Consider the following 18,793-nt stretch of genomic DNA (forward strand, 5'->3'; position numbering starts at 1 on the left):
GCCCGCGCCCGGGTGCGACCAGGAACGAGGAACATCCATGACCAAGCTGAGGCTGGCCATCGTCGGAGCCGGGCCCGCCGGCATCTACGCCGCGGATCTGCTGCTGAAGGCCGAGCGCAAGTTCGACGTCTCGATCGACCTGTTCGACCACCTGCCTGCGCCCTACGGGCTCGTCCGTTACGGCGTGGCGCCCGACCACCCGCGCATCAAGGGCATCATCAACGCACTCCGCGACGTGATCGACAGCGGCGACATCCGTCTGTTCGGCAACGTGCGCTTCGGCGAGGACATCACGCTCGACGACCTCAAGCACCACTACAACGCGGTCATCTTCGCCACCGGGGCCGTCCGCGACGCCGCGCTCGACATCCCCGGCATCGACGCCGACGGCTCATACGGCGCCGCCGACTTCGTCAGCTGGTACGACGGCCACCCCGACTTCCCGCGTGAGTGGCCGTTGGATGCCGCCTCCGTCGGCGTCATCGGCAACGGCAACGTCGCGCTCGACGTCGCTCGCGTGCTCGCCAAGCACGCCGACGACCTCCTCGCCACCGAGATTCCCGCCAACGTCTATCAGGGGCTCCGTTCGTCGGCCGTGACCGACGTCCACATCTTCGGACGCCGCGGACCCGCCCAGGTGAAGTTCACCCCGCTCGAGCTGCGTGAGCTCGGCGACCTGCGCGACGTCGACCTCGTCGTTTACGACGAGGACTTCGACTACGACGAGGCGTCGAAGGCGGCGATCGCATCGAACAAGCAGGTGATGGTCATCGACCGGGTGCTGCAGTCGTGGCGGCAGCGCCCGAGCGTCAACGGCACCGGGGGAGAGGCCTCGCGTCGCCTGCACCTGCACTTCTACGCCAAGCCCGTCGAGGTCAAGAAGGATTCCGCCGGCCGCGTGGCCGCCCTCGTCTACGAGCGGACACGCCCCGACGGGCAGGGCGGGGTCGAAGGCACCGGTGAGCTGCGCGAGGTCGCGCTCCAGGGCCTCTACCGCGCGGTGGGCTACTTCGGTTCGCCGCTGCCGGGCGTACCCTTCGACGCCACGCACGGCGTCATCCCGAACCACGAGGGACAGGTGCTCCACGAGGACTCGAACGAGCGCGTGCCCGGCGTCTACGCCACGGGTTGGATCAAGCGCGGGCCCGTGGGACTCATCGGTCATACGAAGTCCGACGCCATGGAGACCGTCCGCCACGTCATCAACGACCAGGGCTCATGGTGGCAGCCGGCCGATCCGTCCGAACAGGGGGTGCTCGACCTGCTGACCGAGCGCGGTGTGGCGTGGACAGACCTCGACGGCTGGCACCGGCTCGACGAGCACGAGATCGCGCTCGGGGCGCCCGCCGAGCGCGCGCGGGTGAAGGTCGTCGATCGCGACGAGATGGTCTCCATCTCGCGTGGCGAGTGAGGACAGGGCGATGACTTTTCGGAGCAAGCAGACTCTCGACGCGTGGATCGAGGAGTTCCAGCGGTTCGGGTACTCGCTCGCTGTGAAGGTGATCCCGCAGGACGGCAGCCTCGGTCGTGACACCGGACTCGTCGCGATCAACATGATGAACGCGCAGACCGTCACCTACATCGAACCCGACGTTCCCGGCGGCAACACGTGGCGCATCACGTTCGAGGCGCGCGAGACCGAGCTGCGCCTCGGCGCGGGCGGCGCCCTCGCCCTGTCGACCGAGCTCGCGATGGTCTCGACGCTCTGCGCCTTCCTCGAGACGAAGTCGCGTGCCTTCGACGGCGACGATCCAGCCGAGATCGAGAGCCCGGTCGCCGAGGCCTGATCACCCGGATCCCTCGTCCGAACCGCCCGATGTACTACAGCGCATCGGGTTGGGCAACCCGTGGTCGCAGCGTTCCTCCGACGCCATGATGGGGGAACGCCCGGTGCCGTGAGCGCGCCGGGACGCGACGATACGGAACGAGGAGGCCCGATGCGCACGACCCGGGTCCTGGCAGCCGCATCGGTGGTCGCACTCGCTGCGACGCTCGGCGCCTGCGCCCCCGATGATGGTGTGCCCACGCTCACCTGGTACATCAACCCCGACGACGGTGGGCAGGCGCGCATCGCCGCAGCCTGCACGGATGCCGCGGAAGGTGCCTATCGCATCGAGACGTCGCTGCTGCCGCGCGACGCCGCGTCGCAGCGTGAGCAGCTGGCTCGCCGCCTCGCTGCGGGCGACGCCTCGCTCGACATCATGAGCCTCGATCCGCCGTTCATCCCGGAGCTCGCCGAGCCCGGGTTCCTCGACGACGTTCCCGAGGAGCTCCAGAACACCGACGGCATCGTCCAGGGAGCCATCGACTCCGCGAGCTGGGGTGGCGAGCTGGTGACCGTTCCGTTCTGGGCCAACACGCAGCTGCTCTGGTATCGGCAGTCGGTGGTCGACGCGGCCGGTCTCGACATGTCGCAGCCGGTCACGTGGGACGACATCATCGCCGTCGCCGAGGAGCAGGATCTTCGGCTGGGTGTTCAGGGCGCGCTGGCCGAGTCGCTCACCGTGTGGATCAACGCTCTCGTCGCGTCGGCCGGCGGCGAGATCCTGAAGAACCCCGAGGCCCCGGCCGACGAGCTCGAGCTGGGGCTCGACAGCGACGCCGGCCGCGCCGCCGCGGACATCATCCACCGCATCGGAGCCGAGGGGCTCGGCGGCTCAGGGCTCCCGACCGCCGACGAGAACGCGAACATGAACCTGTTCCAGGGTGAGCAGGGGTCGTTCATGGTCAACTGGCCGTTCGTCTGGCCGGCGATGACCGGCGCCGACCCCGCCATCGCCGATGACCTGGGTTGGGCCGTGTACCCGCGCGTCGATGCCGACACGCCGGCTGCACCTCCCGTGGGCGGCATCAACCTCGGCGTCGGCGCCTTCAGCAAGAACCCCGACCTCGCCTGGCAGGCCGTCGAGTGCATCGTCCAGCCCGAGAACCAGTCGGAGTACTTCGTCACGGACGGCAACCCGCCGTCCAACGCCGCCGCCTACGACGATCCTCGCGTGCAGGAGGAGTTCCCGATGGCCGACACCATCCGCGAATCGCTCGACCTGGGGGTGCCGAGACCGCAGACGCCGTACTACAACGAGATCTCCATCGGGCTCCAGCGCACCTGGCACCCGCCGGCCGCCGTCGACCCCGAGACGACCCCGCGAACGTCGAGCGAGTTCATCCTCGCCGTCCTGCGAGGGGAGCGTCTGCTGTGAGCACGCGCGAGGCCCCGGTGCCGCGGCCCCGCCGCTCCGCGCGAGCGCGCGCCGAGGGACGACTGGGCTGGATGCTGGCTGGTCCGGCATTCGTCATCATGCTGCTGGTCACGATGTATCCGATCGGCCAAGCGCTCTTCGACTCGCTGTTCAGCCTGCGGCTCACGGCCCCCGACGAGCGGTCGTTCGTCCTGTTCGAGAACTACCGGGTCGTCCTCAGCGACCCCGCGTTCTGGCGGTCGATGGGGGTGACGCTCTTCATCACGGTCGTCACCGTGCTGCTCGAGCTCATCCTCGGCTTCCTCCTCGCGCTCGTGATGCACCGGGCGATCAAGAAGCTGCGCGGTCTCGCGCGCACCGCCATCCTCGTGCCCTACGGCATCATCACGGTCGTCGCCGCCTTCGCCTGGTTCTACGCGTTCGACATCAACTCGGGCGGCTACGTCAACAACTGGCTGAGCTGGATCCCGGGGTTCGATCCCGAACTCAACTGGTTCGCCGAGCAGGGCACGTCGCTCGTCGTGATCATCTTCTCGGAGGTGTGGAAGACGACGCCGTTCATCTCGCTGCTGCTGCTGTCGGGCCTCGCACAGGTCCCGGGCGAGCTCGAAGAGGCCGCGAAGGTCGACGGGGCCACGGGGTGGGAGGTCATGCGTCGCGTCATCCTGCCGAACATGAAGGCCGCCATCATGGTGGCGGTGCTCTTCCGCACGCTCGAAGCGTTCCGCATCTTCGACAACATCTACATCATGACCGGCGGCGCGAACGATACCGAGGCGCTGTCGCTGCTGGCGTACAACACCTCGATCGGGCGCCTCGAGATCGGTCTCGGGTCGGCGATCTCGGTGCTGCTGTTCCTCAGCGTCCTGATCATCGCGGCGATCTTCATCAAGGGATTCAAAGTCGACCTGGCGACGGGACGGGACTCCTGATGCGCACCCTCACCTGGCCGCAGCGGATCGGATGGGCAGCGATCATCATCGCCGTGCTCGTGTGGTCGCTGTTCCCCGTGTTCTCGATTCTCATGACGTCGTTCAAAACGCCGTCGGGTCTGTTCTCGGGGACCCTGCTTCCGCAGGAATGGACCCTCGAGAACTACACCGAGATCCTCGCCCCCGGCGGCGGTGCTCAAGACCTGTTCCTGCCGGCGCTGCGCAACTCGGTCGGCATCTCGCTCATCGCGACCTTCGTCGCCGTCGTGCTCGCGACGCTCTGCGCCTACGCGATCGCGCGGCTGGAGTTCCGCGGCAAGCGCATCATCCTCGTGACCGCGCTCGCGGTGTCGGTCTTCCCGATCGTCTCGATCGTGACCCCGCTGTTCAATCTGTGGCGGGTGATCGGGCTCTACGACACGTGGCTCGGCCTCATCATCCCGTATCTGTCGCTGACGCTGCCGATCGCGATCTGGACGCTCGCGGCGTTCTTCCGCCAGATCCCGTGGGAGCTCGAGCAGGCGGCGCAGGTCGACGGTGCGACGCCGTTCGAGGCGTTCCGCAAGACGGTCGTGCCGCTGGCGGCTCCCGGCGTGTTCACGACGGCGATCATCGCGTTCTTCATCGCCTGGAACGACTTCGTCTACGGCATCTCGCTCACCTCGACGAGTGCGGCGCGCCCCGTGCCCGCGGCTCTGTCGTTCTTCACGGGCGCGTCGCAGTTCGAACAGCCCACGGGCGCGATCTCGGCCGCCGCCATCATCGTGACGATCCCGATCGTCGTGGTCGTCGTCATCTTCCAGCGCCGGATCGTGTCCGGCCTCACGCAGGGCGCGGTGAAGGGATGACCTCCCGCATCCGCGCCGTTGCCACGCTCACTTCGAAGGGAACGTCATGGCCTCCATCACGCTGAAGAACATCGTGAAGACGTACGACGACGGCTTCACGGCGGTGAAGGGCGTCGACCTCGACATCGCCGACGGCGAGTTCGTGATCCTCGTCGGGCCGTCCGGATGCGGCAAGTCGACGCTGCTGCGGATGATCGTGGGCCTCGAGGACATCACGAGCGGCGAGATGCTCATCGACGGCGACGTCGTGAACGACAAGGCGCCGAAGGACCGCGATCTCGCGATGGTGTTCCAGAACTACGCGCTGTACCCGCACCTCACCGTCTACGAGAACATCGCCTTCCCGATGCGACTGAAGTCGAGCAATGTGCCCGAGAACGAGATCGACGAGCGCGTACGCCGGGCCTCGAGCCTGCTCGAGCTCGACGAGCACCTCGAGCGCAAGCCGGCGAACCTCTCGGGCGGCCAGCGGCAGCGTGTCGCGATGGGGCGCGCGATCGTGCGGAACGCTCGCGCGTTCCTCTTCGACGAGCCGCTGTCGAACCTCGACGCGAAACTGCGGGGCCAGATGCGCACCGAGATCGCCCGGCTGCAGCGGTCGCTCGGCACGACGACGGTCTACGTCACCCATGATCAGACCGAGGCCATGACCCTCGGCGATCGCGTCGCGGTGCTGCGCCGAGGCGAGCTGCAGCAGGTGGCCAGCCCGCGCGGCCTGTACGAGCAGCCGGTGAACCTCTTCGTCGCCGGCTTCATCGGGTCGCCGCCGATGAACTTCCTGCACGGCACGGTCGAGGGCGACACCCTCAAGCTGCCGATGTTCGACGTTCCTCTCGATGACCGCCTGCGCCGCGCGATCGGAGACCGCGAGCTCGTCATCGTGGGCGTGCGTCCCGACGCGTTCGAGGATGCCGAGACGTCCGACCGTCCGCTCGACGGGGGCGTCCGGGCCGAGGTCGACGTCGAGATGACCGAGTGGCTCGGCGAGGTGCTGTACGCCTACATCCCGTTCGAGGTCGAGGAGTCGGTGCACAAGAAGCTCACCGAGCTCGATCGTGATCTCGACGGCGAAGGGCTGCGGACCGAGCTCGTCGTGGCACTCGACTCGCTCAGCAACATCCGTGCCGGCGACCCGGCGACGCTGTGGTTCTCGCCCGACTCGTTGCACGTGTTCGACCCCGAGACGGGCGACAACCTCACGCGCGACGAGGACCGGGCTGCGATGCTCGAAGAGGATGCCCGGGAGCAGCGCAAGCGCGCGCTGCAGCGTGCCCAGGAACGCGAGGCTCGTCGCAGCGGTTCCGGCGCCGGCGCGGGGACGCGGGAGAGTTCCGCCGCCTGAACCGGCTCGCCCAGCTGCCCGGCTGACCCAGCGCCCGCGGATCTCCACGACCTAGGGTGGGGATATGCGGGCGGACGAGGTGACATGGGGCCCCGATCTGCTGGGTCCCGGTTTCGAGCAGGCGACGCTTCCGCTCGGTTCGGACGACGAGGGCGAGGTCGTCGCGACGCTCGTGCGCGCGATGCCGCATCCGGGTCTCCGTCTGTTCGGGGCCTGGCGTGACATCGACGTGCTGTACGTCCACGGCTGGTCCGACTACTTCTTCCAGACCGATCTCGCCCGCGTGTTCACCGATCGTGGTGCGCGCTTCCATGCCCTCGACCTGCGCAAGTACGGCCGCAGCATCCGCCCCGGTCAGGCCCGCGGCTACGTCACGTCGCTCGACGTCTATGACGACGACATCGAGGCCGCGCTCGCCGCGATGGACACCGAACGTCAGGGCCGGCGGCTCGTGCTTCTCGGGCACAGCACCGGCGGACTCACGCTCACGCTGTGGGCGGCGCGCCACCCGGGGCGAGCTGCAGCCGTAGTCCTGAACAGCCCGTGGCTCGAGCTTCAGCTCGGGCCGCTCGGCAGGCAGGCGGTGGCGCCGCTCGTCGAGGTCCGGGCGCGGTTCGATCCGCGCGGAAGCCATCCCGTGGTCGATCTCGGGTTCTACACGCGGGCCCAGCGCGAGGTCGGGAGCCTGCCGGAAGCGCCCGACGGCTGGCGACCCGAACAGGGCTTTCCTACGCATCCCGCGTGGCTCGCCGCCGTCATCGCGGGGCATGCGCGCGTCGCAGCCGGGGTCGATGTCGGCGCCCCCGCGCTCGTGCTGCTTTCGGCCCGCTCGACGTCGCCCCTGCGGTGGAACGACACGATGACCTCGACCGATTCGGTGCTGGTCGTCGACGACATCGCGCGCGCTGCGACCCGCATCGCCGCGACCGTCACGATCGCCCGTATCGACGGGGCGCTGCACGACGTCTTCCTCTCGGCCGCACGCGCGCGAGCCGAGGCCGCCGACCGACTGGTGTCGTTCGTCAGCGGCCTCGACCGGTGAGCGCTCAGCCCGCGATGAGGCTGATCAGCAATCGGATCGAGAGGGCGAGCACCGACAGGAAGCCGACGATGCCGAGCGCGTTCTGCCACCACCGGTTCCGGAGGGGGCCCATGAGTGCCCGGTTGTTCGCCATGACGATGATCAGGGCGGCCAGCAGGGGCGCGAACAGCACCGTGAGGGCCTGTGCGAGCACGATCAGCTCGACCGGCGACGAGCCCGCGAAAGCGACGGTGATGGTGATGCCGAAGGCCAGGATGAAAGCGCTCCCGAGCCGCGCTGTCAGCGTCTCGGCCGACGCGCCGCGCCCGATGGCATCCGAGAGCAACGTGCCTCCCGCGATGCAGTTGGGGATCATCGACGAGAAGGCCGAACCGAAGAATCCCAGCGCGAAGATCCAGGTGCCCACCGGTCCCGCGACCGGCTCGAAGATGCGGGCGAGGCCGACGAAGGCACCGGGCGCATCGGTTCCCGTGTCGAAGAGCACGGATGCCGACACGACGATCACGAGGGCGGTCATGATGCCCGGGGCGACGATGCCGGGGATGGTGTCGACGATTGTGATGTCGCGGTACTCCGACTCGGTGCGTGAACGCGCCTTGGTGCCGTAGGACGCGAAGAACGCGGCGTTGATCGAGAAATTGGTTCCCACGAGACCGATGATGAGCAGCCAGGCTCCGTCGGGGACGACGGGGATCAGGCCGAGACCGGCAGCGGCCCAGTCGGGGTTGGAGACGAACGCCGAGACGACGAAGCAGAACGCCATGATCGCCACGATGACGATCAGGATCTTCTCGACGATGCCGTAGATGCCCTTCATCAGCAGGATGGTGGCGACGGCGACCGTGCAGATGACGGTCCACATGACGGGTGAGCTCCCCGGGATGAGCATCGCCAGCCCGACGCCCGAGCCGACGGCGTTGCCCACCGAGAAGCAGAGGGTGATCAGGAAGACGCCGAAGCCGGCGGCGACTCCGGTCCATCGACCGAGGCTGTCTTTGATCGACGAGATGAGCGAGACCGGCGTGCGGATGCCCAGACGCACGCTCATGTCGGTGAGGAACACCATCAGGATGGTCGAGACGATGATGACCCAGATCAGGCCGTAGCCGTAGCCGGCTCCGGCGTTCATCGCGGTGGTGAGGTTTCCCGGTCCGAACTGCCATGCTCCCGCGACGAACGCGGGGCCGATCAGGGCCAGGCGACGCCAGAACGTTCGCCGGACGGGGTTCTTGCCGACGATGCTCCGCACCGTCTCGGTCGAGATCCGGCCGTGGCCGGTCGCGGGGGTGGCGGGTGGACGTGAAGTGGTGCGGTCGCTCATGGGGACTCCTTCGGAGGGCGGCGGGATGCCGCGCAGTCGTCATCGACTTCGAGCCGGCGCTGCAACGCGTCGGGGGAGCGGAACGGGGCGGAGGGGGCGGCCGGATGCGGGCTCCGGCCGCCCGGGGTGTCTTATGCGGGAACGGTGACGCTGCCGAGCTCGGCCGAGGCGAAGGCCGCGGCGATCTCGGCGTCTGCGCCGGCGGGGAGGGGCAGCAGCGGCTCCCGGACCGTCGCGTGGTCCAGGATGCCACGGTTGACCAGACCCCACTTCAGGGCGACGGTGCCCTCCATGTGTGAGCCACGGTGGTAGACCGCCTTCGTCACGGGCAGCAGGCGCTCGTGGATGGCGTGGGCGGCGGCGTAGTCACGCGCTTTACCCGCGGTGATCAGGTCGACGAGCAGCTCCGGTGCGATGTTTCCGTAGCCGACGAGGAGCCCGTCGACGTCGAACATCGTCGGCAACAGGTATTCGTCGTGGCACGACAGGATCTGCAGCTCGGGGTACGCCGCACGCAGCGCCGGGATCTCGGTGTACCAGCGACGCATGTTCCGGACGCCGTTCTTCGTGTGGTTCACACCCTCCTGTCCGGCGATCTCGAGTTGGGTGTCGAGGTCGTAGGAGGCCTTGGTGTTGTCGGGGTACTGGAAGAGGATCTCCTCGAGCCCCGACTCTTCCCAGATCGCGCGGTAGCGCGTCTGCGGGGCGCCCGGCTGGAATCCGAAGCGCAGCCAGCCGTGCGAGGGGTAGACCAGGGCGCCGCGCGCTCCCGCGGTCGCGGCGTCCTTGGCCTCGAGGGCGGCGGTGGCGTTGCCTTCCTTCGTGATGCCCGCGATGATCGGCAGCCGGTCTTCGACGGAGTCGCGGAAAGCGCGGATGACGTCGAGCTGCTCCTTCTCGGTGAGGAAGGTCCCTTCGCCGGCGTGGCCGAGGACCACCAGGCTCTTCACCCCCTCGATGGAGCCGAGCCACGAGCCGAGCCGTGCGATGGCGTCGTAGTCGACGTCGCCGTCGACGGTGAACGGGGTGACAGGGGCGGGGTTCAGGCCGCGGAGGTCGAGGACCATGTCGTCTCCTTGAGTGAGGTCTCGTCGTCGAGATCGGGGAGGTGCCGGATGGCTGTTCCTGTGACCAATAACGTTTGCAGGAACGTTTGCAGTCTGCTCCCGACGATTGTCGATGTCAAGCGCCTCAGGAACGTTCGCGGGAAGGTTCTTGTCGCTCGGTACGTCCCGACTACACTCGCGAGGGGAGGCGAGACATGGCCGAAGGCGACCGGAACGTCAGGCACGTCGTGACCCTCAAGGACGTCGCGACCGCCTCGGGCGTCAGCATTTCGACCGTGAGTCGCATCCTCGACGACCGCACTCCGCCCTCCCGGTCGGCGACAGCGGAACGCGTTCGCGCTCTCGCAGAGGAGCTCGGCTATCGCCGCAACGTCTTCGCCTCGGGGCTTCGCCGGGGCGCCACGGGCACGATCGGCGTTCTCGTGCCGAGGCTCACCGACGCCGTCATGGCACTCATGTTCGAGGCGGTCGAACGCGCTGCGCGGCAGCGCGGCTACTTCGCCGTCGTCGCGACATGCGGCGACGACGGTGAGGAGGAGCGCCGCGCCACCGAGACCCTGCTCGACCGGAACGTCGACGGTCTCGTGCTCGCGACCGCGCGCATCGACGACTCGCTCCCGGCGTCGCTGCGAGACCGCGGCATCCCGCATGTGCTCGCGCTGCGGACCGACGGGGTCAGCCCGGCCTCACTCGGCGACGACGAGACCGGCGGCTATCTCGCGATGCGGCACCTGCTCGACCTCGGGCACCGCGACATCGCCGTCGTCACCGGCCCCTGGTTCACCTCGAGCGGGCGCGACCGGCGCAGCGGCGCGAACCGCGCTCTCGCCGAGGCCGGCGTGACCCTCCCCGAAGATCGAGTGATGGCGGTCGGCTACGGCCTCGACCACGGGATGGAAGCCGCCGAGACACTGCTGGCCGGCCCCTCTCGTCCCACCGCGATCTTCGCAGCCAACGACAACCTCGCGATCGGCGTGCTCAGCGTCGCGCGATCGATGGGGCTCGAGACGGGGAAGGACCTCTCGATCGTCGGGTACAACGACATCCCGCTCGTGTCACGTCTGCCCGTCCCGCTGAGTTCGGTGCGCACGCCGTTCGATCAGATCGCGACGTCAGCCCTCGACATCCTCCTGACGACCGACCCTGCGACGCCGCAGATCGTCCGCGCGATGCCCACCCTCATTCCGCGCGCCTCGACGGCGCCCCGCCGCTGAGCCGGGGGTTCGGCTGGGTCAGCGGTAGTTGACGAACTGCAGGTCGACGTCGAGGTCGGCGGCCTTCAGCATCCGCTGCACTTCCTGCAGGTCGTCGCGCGACTTCGACTGCACGCGCAGCTCGTCGCCCTGGATCTGCGACTTGGTCGACTTCGGGCCCTCGTCGCGGATCATCTTGCTGATCTTCTTGGCATCCTCCGACGAGATGCCCTCCTTCAGCGTCGAGACGATGCGGTACTCACGGCCCGAGGCGGTGGGCTCGCCCGAATCGAGGCTCTTGAGCGAGATGCCCCGCTTGATGAGCTTCGTCTGGAAGACGTCGAGCACGGCCTTGGCGCGCTCTTCGGAGTTCGCCTTGATGAGGATCGACTCGCCCGACCATTCGATGGAAGCGTCGGTGCCCTTGAAGTCGTAGCGCTGCTCGACCTCCTTGCGGGCCTGGTTCAGCGCGTTGTCGGCCTCCTGGCGATCGATCTTGCTGACGATGTCGAACGAGGAATCTGCCATGCCGCTCAGCCTACCGAGCCGCCGTGCGCCCTGCCACGATCGTGCCCATCCCTGCCAGAGTGGGAGGCATGAGCTTCGTGATCCGAGAGCCCGCCGTCGGGGAAGCAGCGCCGCTCGCCGAACTCCACGTCGCCACTTGGCGAGAGGCGTACGCACACCTCCTGCCGGGCGGGTTCTTCGACGAGGAACACGTCGCCTCGCGGCATCGGATGTGGAATCAGATCCTCAACGATCCTTCTCCCGCGGTCACGGTGCGCGTCGCCGAGCAGGACGGTCGCATCGTGGGCTTCGCTCTGGTGGGTCCGAGTTCTGCCGAAGGCAATGAGAAGCCCGTGCGCGACACCCATCTCTACGCGATCTACGTCTCCGCTGCTCATCACGGCACGGGCGTGGGCCAGGCGCTCCTGGACTCGGCGCTCGGGACGGCGCCTGCGACTCTGTGGGTCGCAAAGCAGAATCCGCGAGCGATCGCCTTCTACGTCAGAAACGGGTTCGATTTCGACGGGATGGAGAAGATCGACCCGGCTGCTCCCGCCATCACGGACGCCCATATGGTCCGCTGACCTCAGCCGCGTCCGTCGGCGACCGCCGGCACCCGCCGGGGGCGACGCTAGGCTCGCGCCATGATGAGTGAGCCTGCTGCCCCGCCCCGACGCCGCGCGCGCGGGTGGGGCATCGCCGCCACGATCGTCGCGGGCATCGGCATCCTCGCCGTGGGGCTCGTGTTCCTCCTCGCGGCCACGGTCGATCCCCTCTGGGGATGGATGCTGTTCGTCGCCCTGCCCATCTCGGTCGCCGCGGGCGCGGTCGGCGGCGTGCTCGGCATCATCGGGCTGATCACGGCGCGCGGCGAACGCGCGGGATACGGGTGGCCCGTGGCCGGTGTCGTCCTCGGCGGGGGCCAGGTGCTGCTGGGGAGCGGCCTGCTGGGCGGCTGGTTCGTCTGACCGGCGGTGGCGCCGGGCGCTAGCAGAGCCGGCGCGGAAAAGCAGGCGTATGAGCCACTTCGCGCGAGCCAATAGCATCGTCTCGAACCGGCGGTGCTCGCGGCCGGGGTGGAGGGGGATTTGTGAACGACGTGCCGGGATCTGTTCCGACGGCGCCGGCAGGCTGGCATCCCGATCCTTCGGGGCAGCCGCAGCTGAGGTACTGGGACGGCCAGCGATGGACCGACCACGTCTCGCCCTACCCCGCAGCACAGCAGTCCTCGGCGGATGCCGGCCAGGCGGCCGCACCCGAAGCGGCGGCGCCCCAGGAGCAACCCGCCCCCGCTCGCACTCCCCGGGCGCCCGGGCAGAAGGCGATGACGCGCGCGACATGGATCGTGCTCGCGGCGACTCTCCTCATCGTCGGCGGTGCGGCCGGGTTCGTCGGGTGGACCGTCGTCTCGGCGAACGCGGCGGCCACGTCGGAGGCGCCGGATGTCGTCGACGGCTTCCTCGCCGCGGCGACGGCCGACGATCCCTCGTGGACGGAGTACGCCTCGCCCGGGTACATCGCGATCTCGGGTGCGGCGACACCGCTGTTCGGCGACGCTCGCGCTGCCGAGGTGCTCGACCTGTCGATCGAGTACGACAAGCGCGGCATCCTGTACGGCGTCAACGGAACCGCGGGCTACGAGTCGCCGAGCGGCGCGGACACCGCCAAGGCCCTGGTCGATATGACCTACACCTTCACGGTCGACGGCACACCGCAGACGGCGACCTCGACGCGCGAGATCTGGCTGACCCGTCCCTACTACTACGGCGACGACGTTCCCTCCGCTGCGCGCCAGGGCGAGACGCCGACTGCCGTCGGGCCCTGGCGGGTGACGGGCGCCGCCTCGGCGGCGGCCTATGAGGGAGAGGTCGTCGCGACGACCAGCTTCGAGCCCGCGCGCGTCGATCAGGCCTGCTACACCTCTGACGTCGTGCTGTCGCAGCTGTCGGAGATCGCGCGCACCGAGGGCGTACTCGCCGCCATCTGCCTGAGCGGCGGCACCTCGACATCGTTCGACGACGGCATCGATATCGACGCCCTCGCGGCTGGGTTCCCGGTCGTGGGTCAGGCTGCGCCGCTCACCGACCTCATGGGGTGGCACAACGACCCGAGTACCCCCGCGCCCCTCGAGCAGTACCTCATCTCTGCGGGTGACGCCGACTACGTGTTCGTCTTCGCATCGACGGGCGTCGGCGGCGAGCTGACGAACGACTCCGAACGCCGCATCATCCTCATCTCGAAGGCGGAGACCCGATGACCGACACCACGCCAGCGCAGGCCGCCGAGTCGCCGGAGCGCCAGCCCCGCAATCGGGCGGCGCGGACGATGCAGATCGTCATCGCCTCTCTCGGTGTCGGCGCGCTGCTGCTGACCGTCGCCTCGGGTCTCGTCCTGTGGCCGCGGACGCCCGAGGCGGGGCCTGCGGCAGACGTCCCGGTCGGGTGGGCGCCCTGGGCCGACAACGACCTCGCGACCCCCGCCAGCGCGACGTTCACCGAGATGAACGCAGCGATGCGCGACAAGGACCGCGAGCGGTTCCTCGCCCACGCCACCGGCGACGCTGCGGCGCAGCTCGCGCTGTGGTGGGACAACTCGAGCAAGATCGGGTGGGACGTCGCGGCGATCGCCCCGTCGGACTTCGACGTCGACGAGGCCGGCACGATCGAGGTCATCCTCGGCGCGCAGTACGCCTTCGCGGCGCGCCCCGAGCGAGGTGCCGGCGACCGCGACGCAGGCCTCGACCTCATCCAGGGGTTCGCGTACACCGTGACCTTCGAGCCCGGCACAGACCCCACCCGCTCGTTCGACCGGTACGAGGACACGGAGCCGCCTGAGCCCGCGACGATCACGTCCATCGTCCCGTCGCGGGAGCCGAACCCGTGGGACGAGGGCGAGATCCACGTCGCCAAGCGCGATCACGTCGTCCTGTTCGGCATGCGCGACGAGGCCGATCTGGTGGAGCAGAATGCCGACGTGGCTGAGCAGTCGGCCGTCACCGCGCTCGACACGATTCGGGCGCTCGGCGGTGAGCCCACTCAGGACGGCTTCGTCTCGGCCATCACCGGCGACGACGGCCGCTTCGAACGCTGGCAGTACGGCAAGGGCACGCCGTGGGACATGGATGTCGCGGGCTACGCCCGGCCGACCCTGCGCCCGCAGATGGCACAGCGCTTTCTCGACCCCGCGATCGCGACGGGGGCCGATACCTCCGGCACCCTCGTCGTGATGGGGCCGGGCAGTGAATCGGCCCGCGACAAGGTGTTCGTCCACGAGTTCGCGCACGCGCTCCACAACACCGCGGCCCCCGGATCGTTCATCGCTCCGCCCGTCGCGGTCCATGAGGGGTTCGCCCGTTTCGTCGAATGGAAGTCGGGTCTCGCCGACCCCGGCTACCTGCGGCCCGAGGTGAAGGCAGCCATCGCTTCGCAGGGGATGGGCGCCTTCTCCGACGAGGCGCTGCGCAGCCAGGACGCCGGCCTCGCATACGACGCCGCGGGGTCGTTCTACGCGTACGCCGACGCCCATGGTGGTACGGCCTGGACGATGGCGGTGGACGCCGTCGTCGGCGGTGGGTTCTTCGTCGACAGCACGGACTTCACCGAGGCCGACTGGCAGGCATGGGTCGCGTCTCAGTGACGGCGGGCCCCGTGTCGTGCGCCCGGCTGCAGCGGGGGCGGCCCGCGAGCGGCGCGCGCTTCGTAGGCTGGAACGCGTGCAAGCTCTGACCGAAGAACAAGTCCGCGCCTCGTTCGTGAACGCGACCGCCGACGACCGTCGGATCATGGCGATGCCGATCGACTTCATGCTGCTCGATTGGGACCACCTCGACTTCCTCGCGTGGCGCGATCCGAACTCGCGCGAACGCGGCTATCTCATCGCCCAGCACGAGGGCACCCCGGTCGGAGTCGTGCTGCGCGCGGCGTCGGGAAGCTCGCGGGCACGCTCCGCGCTCTGCAACCTCTGTCACACGATGCAGCCCGGCGACCAGGTGACGCTCTTCAGCGCCCGCAAAGCGGGGCCCGGGGGCGATGCCGGCGACACGATCGGCACCTACATCTGCGCAGACCTCGGTTGCCACGACAACGTGCGCATCGCCGGACCACTCGCGCCTAGCGAGATCCGAGCCAGCGTCGATCGCCGGATCGACGGCACGCGCCACCGCACCGAGGCCTTCGTCGGACGGGTCATCGGCACCGACGACTGAGAGCTCCGCCATGGTTCGGAGCACGCGGTCACAGGGGGTAATATGGGTTCTCGCGCCTCCGGTCGACTGCACAAGCCGGGCGGGTGCGCACTGGCGAGTTACCCAAGCGGCCAAAGGGATCTGACTGTAAATCAGACTGCATTGCATTCGGGGGTTCGAATCCCTCACTCGCCACATCGAGAAGGGCCCCCGCTGAGCGGGGGCCCTTTCGTTTGCGCTCCATGGGGCGCGGATGCCGCGTTTCAGCAGGCGGTCGACACTGTGCTTCGGCACAGGCCGATGCTCAGCGTGCTGGCCAGGACCGTGCGGTGCTCGTCCTCGCTCTTCTCGAGCGTCTGCAGCGACAGGATGAAGCCCATTTCCTCACCTCCTCGGTTCGATCGCCGCCGGGGGACCGACGGGTGCGAGCACCGGGGGGAGCAGGGGGAGAAGCGGCTGGTCGGTCGTCTGGGCGTGTGGGGATGCCGCGACGAGAGCGAGCAGCACACCAGCGGCTCCGGTCGCGAGGTCGCATGATGCGCGGAGCATCCCGTCTCCGACGACGCGTACGCCGGCCGGGGCTTCGAGGGCGTGCAGCCTCATCTGCGAGAGATGGTGGTCGCGAGCGCGCACCGTCTCCGCGCTCGCGTGGCCGGTCGCCTCCAGCGACTGGAGGAAGATCGCGAGCCCGGCCCGGCCCGCGAAGAGGCCCGGCTGCACGACGAAGGGTGCCGACGCCGCGCGGATGATCCCGCGCAGCGCGTCATGCAGCTCGTCGTCCGGCTCGTGCGACAGATACTGCGCGAGCACGAGGCCGATGCCGGCCGACCCGTGGGCGAGGTAGGGGAGCAGGCGCCACCCTTGATCCACCTGCAACGACCCGTCCGAATCGCGGCGCAGCGACCGGAGGTCGACCGCGAGGGCGCGTCGGGCGATCTCGAGGAACCGCCGGTCTCGGGTGCGCTCGAACAGCCGCAGCGCCAGGAGTGCGGTTCCGCTCGCGCCGCCCATGAGGCCGCCCCGACGCGGCGACACCACCGGTGCTGGCGGCGCGTCTGCGCCGATGAGCCCCCAGCGTTCGCTGAGGCGGTCGACGATGGCGATCGCCGGCTCCAGAGCGCCGGGATCGCCCGGTTCGGCGAGGAGGGCGAGGCCGATGCCGGGAAGGCCCGAGGCGAGGTCGGATCCGACGGTCGCATCGGCGAGGTCGACGCCGTGCAGCCGCTCGCGGAGAGTCGAAGCTTCTGCGATGAACCCGAGGCGGCGACAGGCCCAGATCGCGCCGGCGGCGCCATCCATCAACCCGAGGCGAGGGTGGTCGTCCCACGCCTCCGAGATCGACTGCTCCACCCATGCGCGCAGCTCGGCGGGGAGCGCGATGCCGGCGGCGCCGAGCGCGAGGGCGACCCCGAGGGCGCCGTGGGCGAGCGAGAACCTGGGTTCGCGGAACTGGCGCGGGTCGCCTGGCCACAGCCGATCGAGCCGGTGAGGGGTCGCATCGGCGAGCAGCTGCTCCGCGACCTGCTCAATGGTCGGGGTCGACGTCGGATGCGAGAGCCTGTGCCCGCCTCCGCGGCTGTCGTCGCCGCGCTCGTGACTGAGCCTCGCCGCCACGCGTTCCGACCAGTCGCGAGGCAGGTCGAAGGTCGCGGCCGCCTCCGCGACCAGCGATCGGGCTTTCGCCGGCTGAAGCGCCAGCACACTCGTGAGCGGCAGGAAGACGTGTAGCTCGATGCACGCGAGCGCGTGCTCGTCGCGTCGCACGGGATCGGTCTCGTCGGGCAGCGCGAATCCGGCTGCGCCGAGGACGGCGGCGGCGCGGGAGGCGGCGGGCACCGACATCTCGAGATCGATGAGACCGACCGATCCGTCCGCGTCGACGAGGACATTGGCCGGATGCAGGTCCCCGTGGGTGCGGCCCGAGGCGTGCAGGCGGGAGATCTCCCGTCGCAGGGCATCGAGGACGAGCAGCATCCGGTCGCGGTACGCGTGGCGCTCCTCGGCGGTGGACACCGCGGCGGTGAGCGGGCTCGTCGTCGAGACGACCCGGTCGAGCGGCTGGCCCGGCAGCTGCTCGAGGACGATGAAGCGATGGCCGTGCGCGTCGAACGAGGCTCGCACCTCCGGTACGCGCACGACGCCGCCGAGGGCACGCAGGGTGCGCTCCTCGTCGCGCAGCCGCGCAACGGCATCCCTCCCGTCCGGCGTCCAACCGGCGAACGGCCGCGCCTCTTTCACGATGACGGGCGCCCCGTCGAGGATTCCGGTGTAGACACCGCCGGCGTTCGAGTAGTGCAGGGCCCCGGTGATCTCCGGAAAACCCGCCGGCGGCTCGTTGCCGAGCGCCTCGAGCTGGCGTTGCAAGAAGCCCGGCAGCTCGACCCAGGGCGGCACATGGAAGCCCGCCTCGCGCCGGTCGGGAACCCAGGTGCCGCTTCGTGGATCGCGTACCGCCGCCACGGCCTCGCCGTCGACGATCACCTCGTGGTCGGTGAAGGCGCCGTATCTGACGAACAGCGGACCGGCGTTCCAGCGCAGATCCGACAGGATGTAGGGGCCGGGTCGCCCGCCGAGCGCCTCGTCGAGCGTGACCAGACAGTGCTCGAGGCGTTCGACCGAGGGTGGGTAGAGCGTGATGAACTTGCCCGCTCCCGACCGGTCGGCATCCTTCGCCAGTACGGCGTCGAGCGCTCGCTTGTCGACCAGATGCTTGAACGCGACACCATGCCGGTGGCAGTAGGCCGAGACGATCTCGAGCACGGCCGCGGCCGCGTCGGGCAGGGCCGTGACATGCACCTTCCACCCCTGGTCGGGCAGGTGTGGTTCAGGCGGCATCCAGACGGTCCACGGATGCCGTCGGCTCCGCCGCCAGTCAGCCCACGAGGCGGCCGTCGCCGGCGCATAGCGGTGAGTGTCGTCCGGTGTGTCGGTGCCGGCGCCGTCCGCGCTCGGGGAGTCGTAGAACATCCGATCCCGTGTCGCGAAACGCCCGAAGATCGGATCCATCTGTTTCCCCCACGGCCCGGTACGGCGGGCCCAGGGTCATCATCGGTCGGCGCGCACGGGCTCGCCCGCGTCCCGGGCGGTGAAAAGACGCGCGTGCGGCCCGGCGTTGCCCCGTCGCGACCCGGACGGGGCTTCTGTTCTCGGTCGACAAT

The 18,793-nt window shown here is 69.3% G+C and carries 18 protein-coding genes and 1 tRNA gene; 14 read left to right on the plus strand and 5 right to left on the minus strand.

Annotated elements, in window-relative coordinates; all coding sequences use genetic code 11:
- Positions 1-37 precede the first annotated feature (37 nt).
- The 7 genes from QUC20_RS03770 (at position 38) to QUC20_RS03800 (ending at position 7,364) form a co-directional block, all read left to right on the plus strand.
- A complete protein-coding gene (locus tag QUC20_RS03770; RefSeq protein WP_289330996.1) occupies positions 38-1,411 on the plus strand; it encodes an FAD-dependent oxidoreductase in 1,374 nt (457 codons plus the stop codon).
- A 10-nt stretch (positions 1,412-1,421) separates the two neighbouring features.
- Complete coding sequence (locus QUC20_RS03775) at positions 1,422-1,787, plus strand: hypothetical protein (RefSeq protein ID WP_120263307.1); 366 nt, start codon at positions 1,422-1,424, stop codon at positions 1,785-1,787.
- A 150-nt stretch (positions 1,788-1,937) separates the two neighbouring features.
- Positions 1,938-3,200, plus strand: a complete 1,263-nt coding sequence (locus QUC20_RS03780) for an extracellular solute-binding protein (RefSeq protein WP_120263306.1) — start codon at positions 1,938-1,940, stop codon at positions 3,198-3,200.
- Positions 3,197-4,132 carry a carbohydrate ABC transporter permease gene (locus tag QUC20_RS03785; protein WP_120263305.1) on the plus strand — a complete coding sequence of 312 codons (936 nt, stop codon included), beginning with the start codon at positions 3,197-3,199 and terminating at the stop codon, positions 4,130-4,132. Before QUC20_RS03780 ends, QUC20_RS03785 begins: the two co-directional genes overlap by 4 nt.
- On the plus strand, positions 4,132-4,980 hold the full coding sequence (locus QUC20_RS03790) for a carbohydrate ABC transporter permease (protein ID WP_094262209.1): 849 nt from the start codon (positions 4,132-4,134) through the stop codon (positions 4,978-4,980). The genes QUC20_RS03785 and QUC20_RS03790 overlap by 1 nt, the downstream gene beginning before the upstream one ends.
- A gap of 46 nt (positions 4,981-5,026) precedes the next feature.
- Complete coding sequence (locus tag QUC20_RS03795) at positions 5,027-6,322, plus strand: ABC transporter ATP-binding protein (protein ID WP_120263304.1); 1,296 nt, start codon at positions 5,027-5,029, stop codon at positions 6,320-6,322.
- Between the two features lie 64 nt (positions 6,323-6,386).
- A complete protein-coding gene (locus tag QUC20_RS03800) occupies positions 6,387-7,364 on the plus strand; it encodes an alpha/beta hydrolase (RefSeq protein WP_289330997.1) in 978 nt (325 codons plus the stop codon).
- Positions 7,365-7,368: 4 nt separating this feature from the next.
- Here QUC20_RS03800 and QUC20_RS03805 read toward each other — a convergent pair whose 3' ends face one another.
- Both QUC20_RS03805 and QUC20_RS03810 read right to left on the minus strand, forming a co-directional pair.
- Entirely contained in the window at positions 7,369-8,685 is a 1,317-nt protein-coding gene (locus QUC20_RS03805) for an Nramp family divalent metal transporter (protein ID WP_183045302.1), read from the minus strand.
- A 131-nt stretch (positions 8,686-8,816) separates the two neighbouring features.
- Entirely contained in the window at positions 8,817-9,752 is a 936-nt protein-coding gene (locus QUC20_RS03810) for a dihydrodipicolinate synthase family protein (RefSeq protein WP_289330998.1), read from the minus strand.
- 194 nt (positions 9,753-9,946) lie between these two features.
- On the opposite strand from QUC20_RS03810, the gene QUC20_RS03815 reads away from it, so the two are divergent.
- On the plus strand, positions 9,947-10,966 hold the full coding sequence (locus tag QUC20_RS03815; RefSeq protein ID WP_289330999.1) for a LacI family DNA-binding transcriptional regulator: 1,020 nt from the start codon (positions 9,947-9,949) through the stop codon (positions 10,964-10,966).
- An 18-nt stretch (positions 10,967-10,984) separates the two neighbouring features.
- Here QUC20_RS03815 and QUC20_RS03820 read toward each other — a convergent pair whose 3' ends face one another.
- Positions 10,985-11,473: a YajQ family cyclic di-GMP-binding protein gene (locus QUC20_RS03820; RefSeq protein ID WP_289331000.1), complete on the minus strand. Its 489-nt coding sequence runs from the start codon at positions 11,471-11,473 to the stop codon at positions 10,985-10,987.
- A gap of 68 nt (positions 11,474-11,541) precedes the next feature.
- Here QUC20_RS03820 and QUC20_RS03825 point away from each other — a divergent pair, with 68 nt between their 5' ends.
- The 6 genes from QUC20_RS03825 to QUC20_RS03850 all read left to right on the plus strand — a co-directional run bounded on the left by QUC20_RS03825 (position 11,542) and on the right by QUC20_RS03850 (position 15,830).
- The gene (locus QUC20_RS03825) at positions 11,542-12,036 is read left to right on the plus strand and encodes a GNAT family N-acetyltransferase (protein ID WP_289331001.1); all 495 of its coding nucleotides are present in this window, start codon (positions 11,542-11,544) and stop codon (positions 12,034-12,036) included.
- Positions 12,037-12,096: 60 nt separating this feature from the next.
- A complete protein-coding gene (locus QUC20_RS03830) occupies positions 12,097-12,420 on the plus strand; it encodes a hypothetical protein (protein ID WP_120263298.1) in 324 nt (107 codons plus the stop codon).
- 122 nt (positions 12,421-12,542) lie between these two features.
- Positions 12,543-13,709, plus strand: a complete 1,167-nt coding sequence (locus tag QUC20_RS03835; RefSeq protein WP_289331002.1) for a DUF2510 domain-containing protein — start codon at positions 12,543-12,545, stop codon at positions 13,707-13,709.
- Entirely contained in the window at positions 13,706-15,088 is a 1,383-nt protein-coding gene (locus QUC20_RS03840; protein WP_289331003.1) for a hypothetical protein, read from the plus strand. The genes QUC20_RS03835 and QUC20_RS03840 overlap by 4 nt, the downstream gene beginning before the upstream one ends.
- A 76-nt stretch (positions 15,089-15,164) precedes the next feature.
- Positions 15,165-15,656: an FBP domain-containing protein gene (locus QUC20_RS03845; protein WP_120263296.1), complete on the plus strand. Its 492-nt coding sequence runs from the start codon at positions 15,165-15,167 to the stop codon at positions 15,654-15,656.
- Positions 15,657-15,748: 92 nt separating this feature from the next.
- Positions 15,749-15,830, plus strand: a tRNA-Tyr gene (locus QUC20_RS03850).
- Positions 15,831-15,898: 68 nt separating this feature from the next.
- Here QUC20_RS03850 and QUC20_RS03855 read toward each other — a convergent pair.
- Together QUC20_RS03855 and lanKC are read right to left on the minus strand one after the other, a co-directional pair.
- Positions 15,899-16,015 (minus strand): SapB/AmfS family lanthipeptide, encoded by a 117-nt coding sequence (locus QUC20_RS03855; RefSeq protein ID WP_114597945.1) that lies wholly within the window; start codon positions 16,013-16,015, stop codon positions 15,899-15,901.
- 4 nt (positions 16,016-16,019) lie between these two features.
- Positions 16,020-18,641 (minus strand): class III lanthionine synthetase LanKC, encoded by a 2,622-nt coding sequence (lanKC, locus tag QUC20_RS03860; protein ID WP_289331004.1) that lies wholly within the window; start codon positions 18,639-18,641, stop codon positions 16,020-16,022.
- Between the last annotated feature and the right edge of the window lie 152 nt (positions 18,642-18,793).

The sequence above is a fragment of the Microbacterium arborescens genome, assembly GCF_030369635.1.
Taxonomy (GTDB): Bacteria; Actinomycetota; Actinomycetes; order Actinomycetales; family Microbacteriaceae; genus Microbacterium.

What these genes read in the sequence shown, in the direction of transcription:
- QUC20_RS03825 (WP_289331001.1), top strand. Translation starts at nt 11,542, where the DNA reads ATGAGCTTCGTGATCCGAGAGCCCGCCGTCGGGGAAGCAGCGCCGCTC.
- QUC20_RS03855 (WP_114597945.1), bottom strand. Translation starts at nt 16,015, where the DNA reads ATGGGCTTCATCCTGTCGCTGCAGACGCTCGAGAAGAGCGAGGACGAG.
- QUC20_RS03810 (WP_289330998.1), bottom strand. Translation starts at nt 9,752, where the DNA reads ATGGTCCTCGACCTCCGCGGCCTGAACCCCGCCCCTGTCACCCCGTTC.
- QUC20_RS03830 (WP_120263298.1), top strand. Translation starts at nt 12,097, where the DNA reads ATGATGAGTGAGCCTGCTGCCCCGCCCCGACGCCGCGCGCGCGGGTGG.
- QUC20_RS03840 (WP_289331003.1), top strand. Translation starts at nt 13,706, where the DNA reads ATGACCGACACCACGCCAGCGCAGGCCGCCGAGTCGCCGGAGCGCCAG.
- QUC20_RS03770 (WP_289330996.1), top strand. Translation starts at nt 38, where the DNA reads ATGACCAAGCTGAGGCTGGCCATCGTCGGAGCCGGGCCCGCCGGCATC.
- QUC20_RS03815 (WP_289330999.1), top strand. Translation starts at nt 9,947, where the DNA reads ATGGCCGAAGGCGACCGGAACGTCAGGCACGTCGTGACCCTCAAGGAC.
- lanKC (WP_289331004.1), bottom strand. Translation starts at nt 18,641, where the DNA reads ATGGATCCGATCTTCGGGCGTTTCGCGACACGGGATCGGATGTTCTAC.
- QUC20_RS03780 (WP_120263306.1), top strand. Translation starts at nt 1,938, where the DNA reads ATGCGCACGACCCGGGTCCTGGCAGCCGCATCGGTGGTCGCACTCGCT.
- QUC20_RS03795 (WP_120263304.1), top strand. Translation starts at nt 5,027, where the DNA reads ATGGCCTCCATCACGCTGAAGAACATCGTGAAGACGTACGACGACGGC.
- QUC20_RS03790 (WP_094262209.1), top strand. Translation starts at nt 4,132, where the DNA reads ATGCGCACCCTCACCTGGCCGCAGCGGATCGGATGGGCAGCGATCATC.
- QUC20_RS03775 (WP_120263307.1), top strand. Translation starts at nt 1,422, where the DNA reads ATGACTTTTCGGAGCAAGCAGACTCTCGACGCGTGGATCGAGGAGTTC.
- QUC20_RS03805 (WP_183045302.1), bottom strand. Translation starts at nt 8,685, where the DNA reads ATGAGCGACCGCACCACTTCACGTCCACCCGCCACCCCCGCGACCGGC.
- QUC20_RS03800 (WP_289330997.1), top strand. Translation starts at nt 6,387, where the DNA reads ATGCGGGCGGACGAGGTGACATGGGGCCCCGATCTGCTGGGTCCCGGT.
- QUC20_RS03820 (WP_289331000.1), bottom strand. Translation starts at nt 11,473, where the DNA reads ATGGCAGATTCCTCGTTCGACATCGTCAGCAAGATCGATCGCCAGGAG.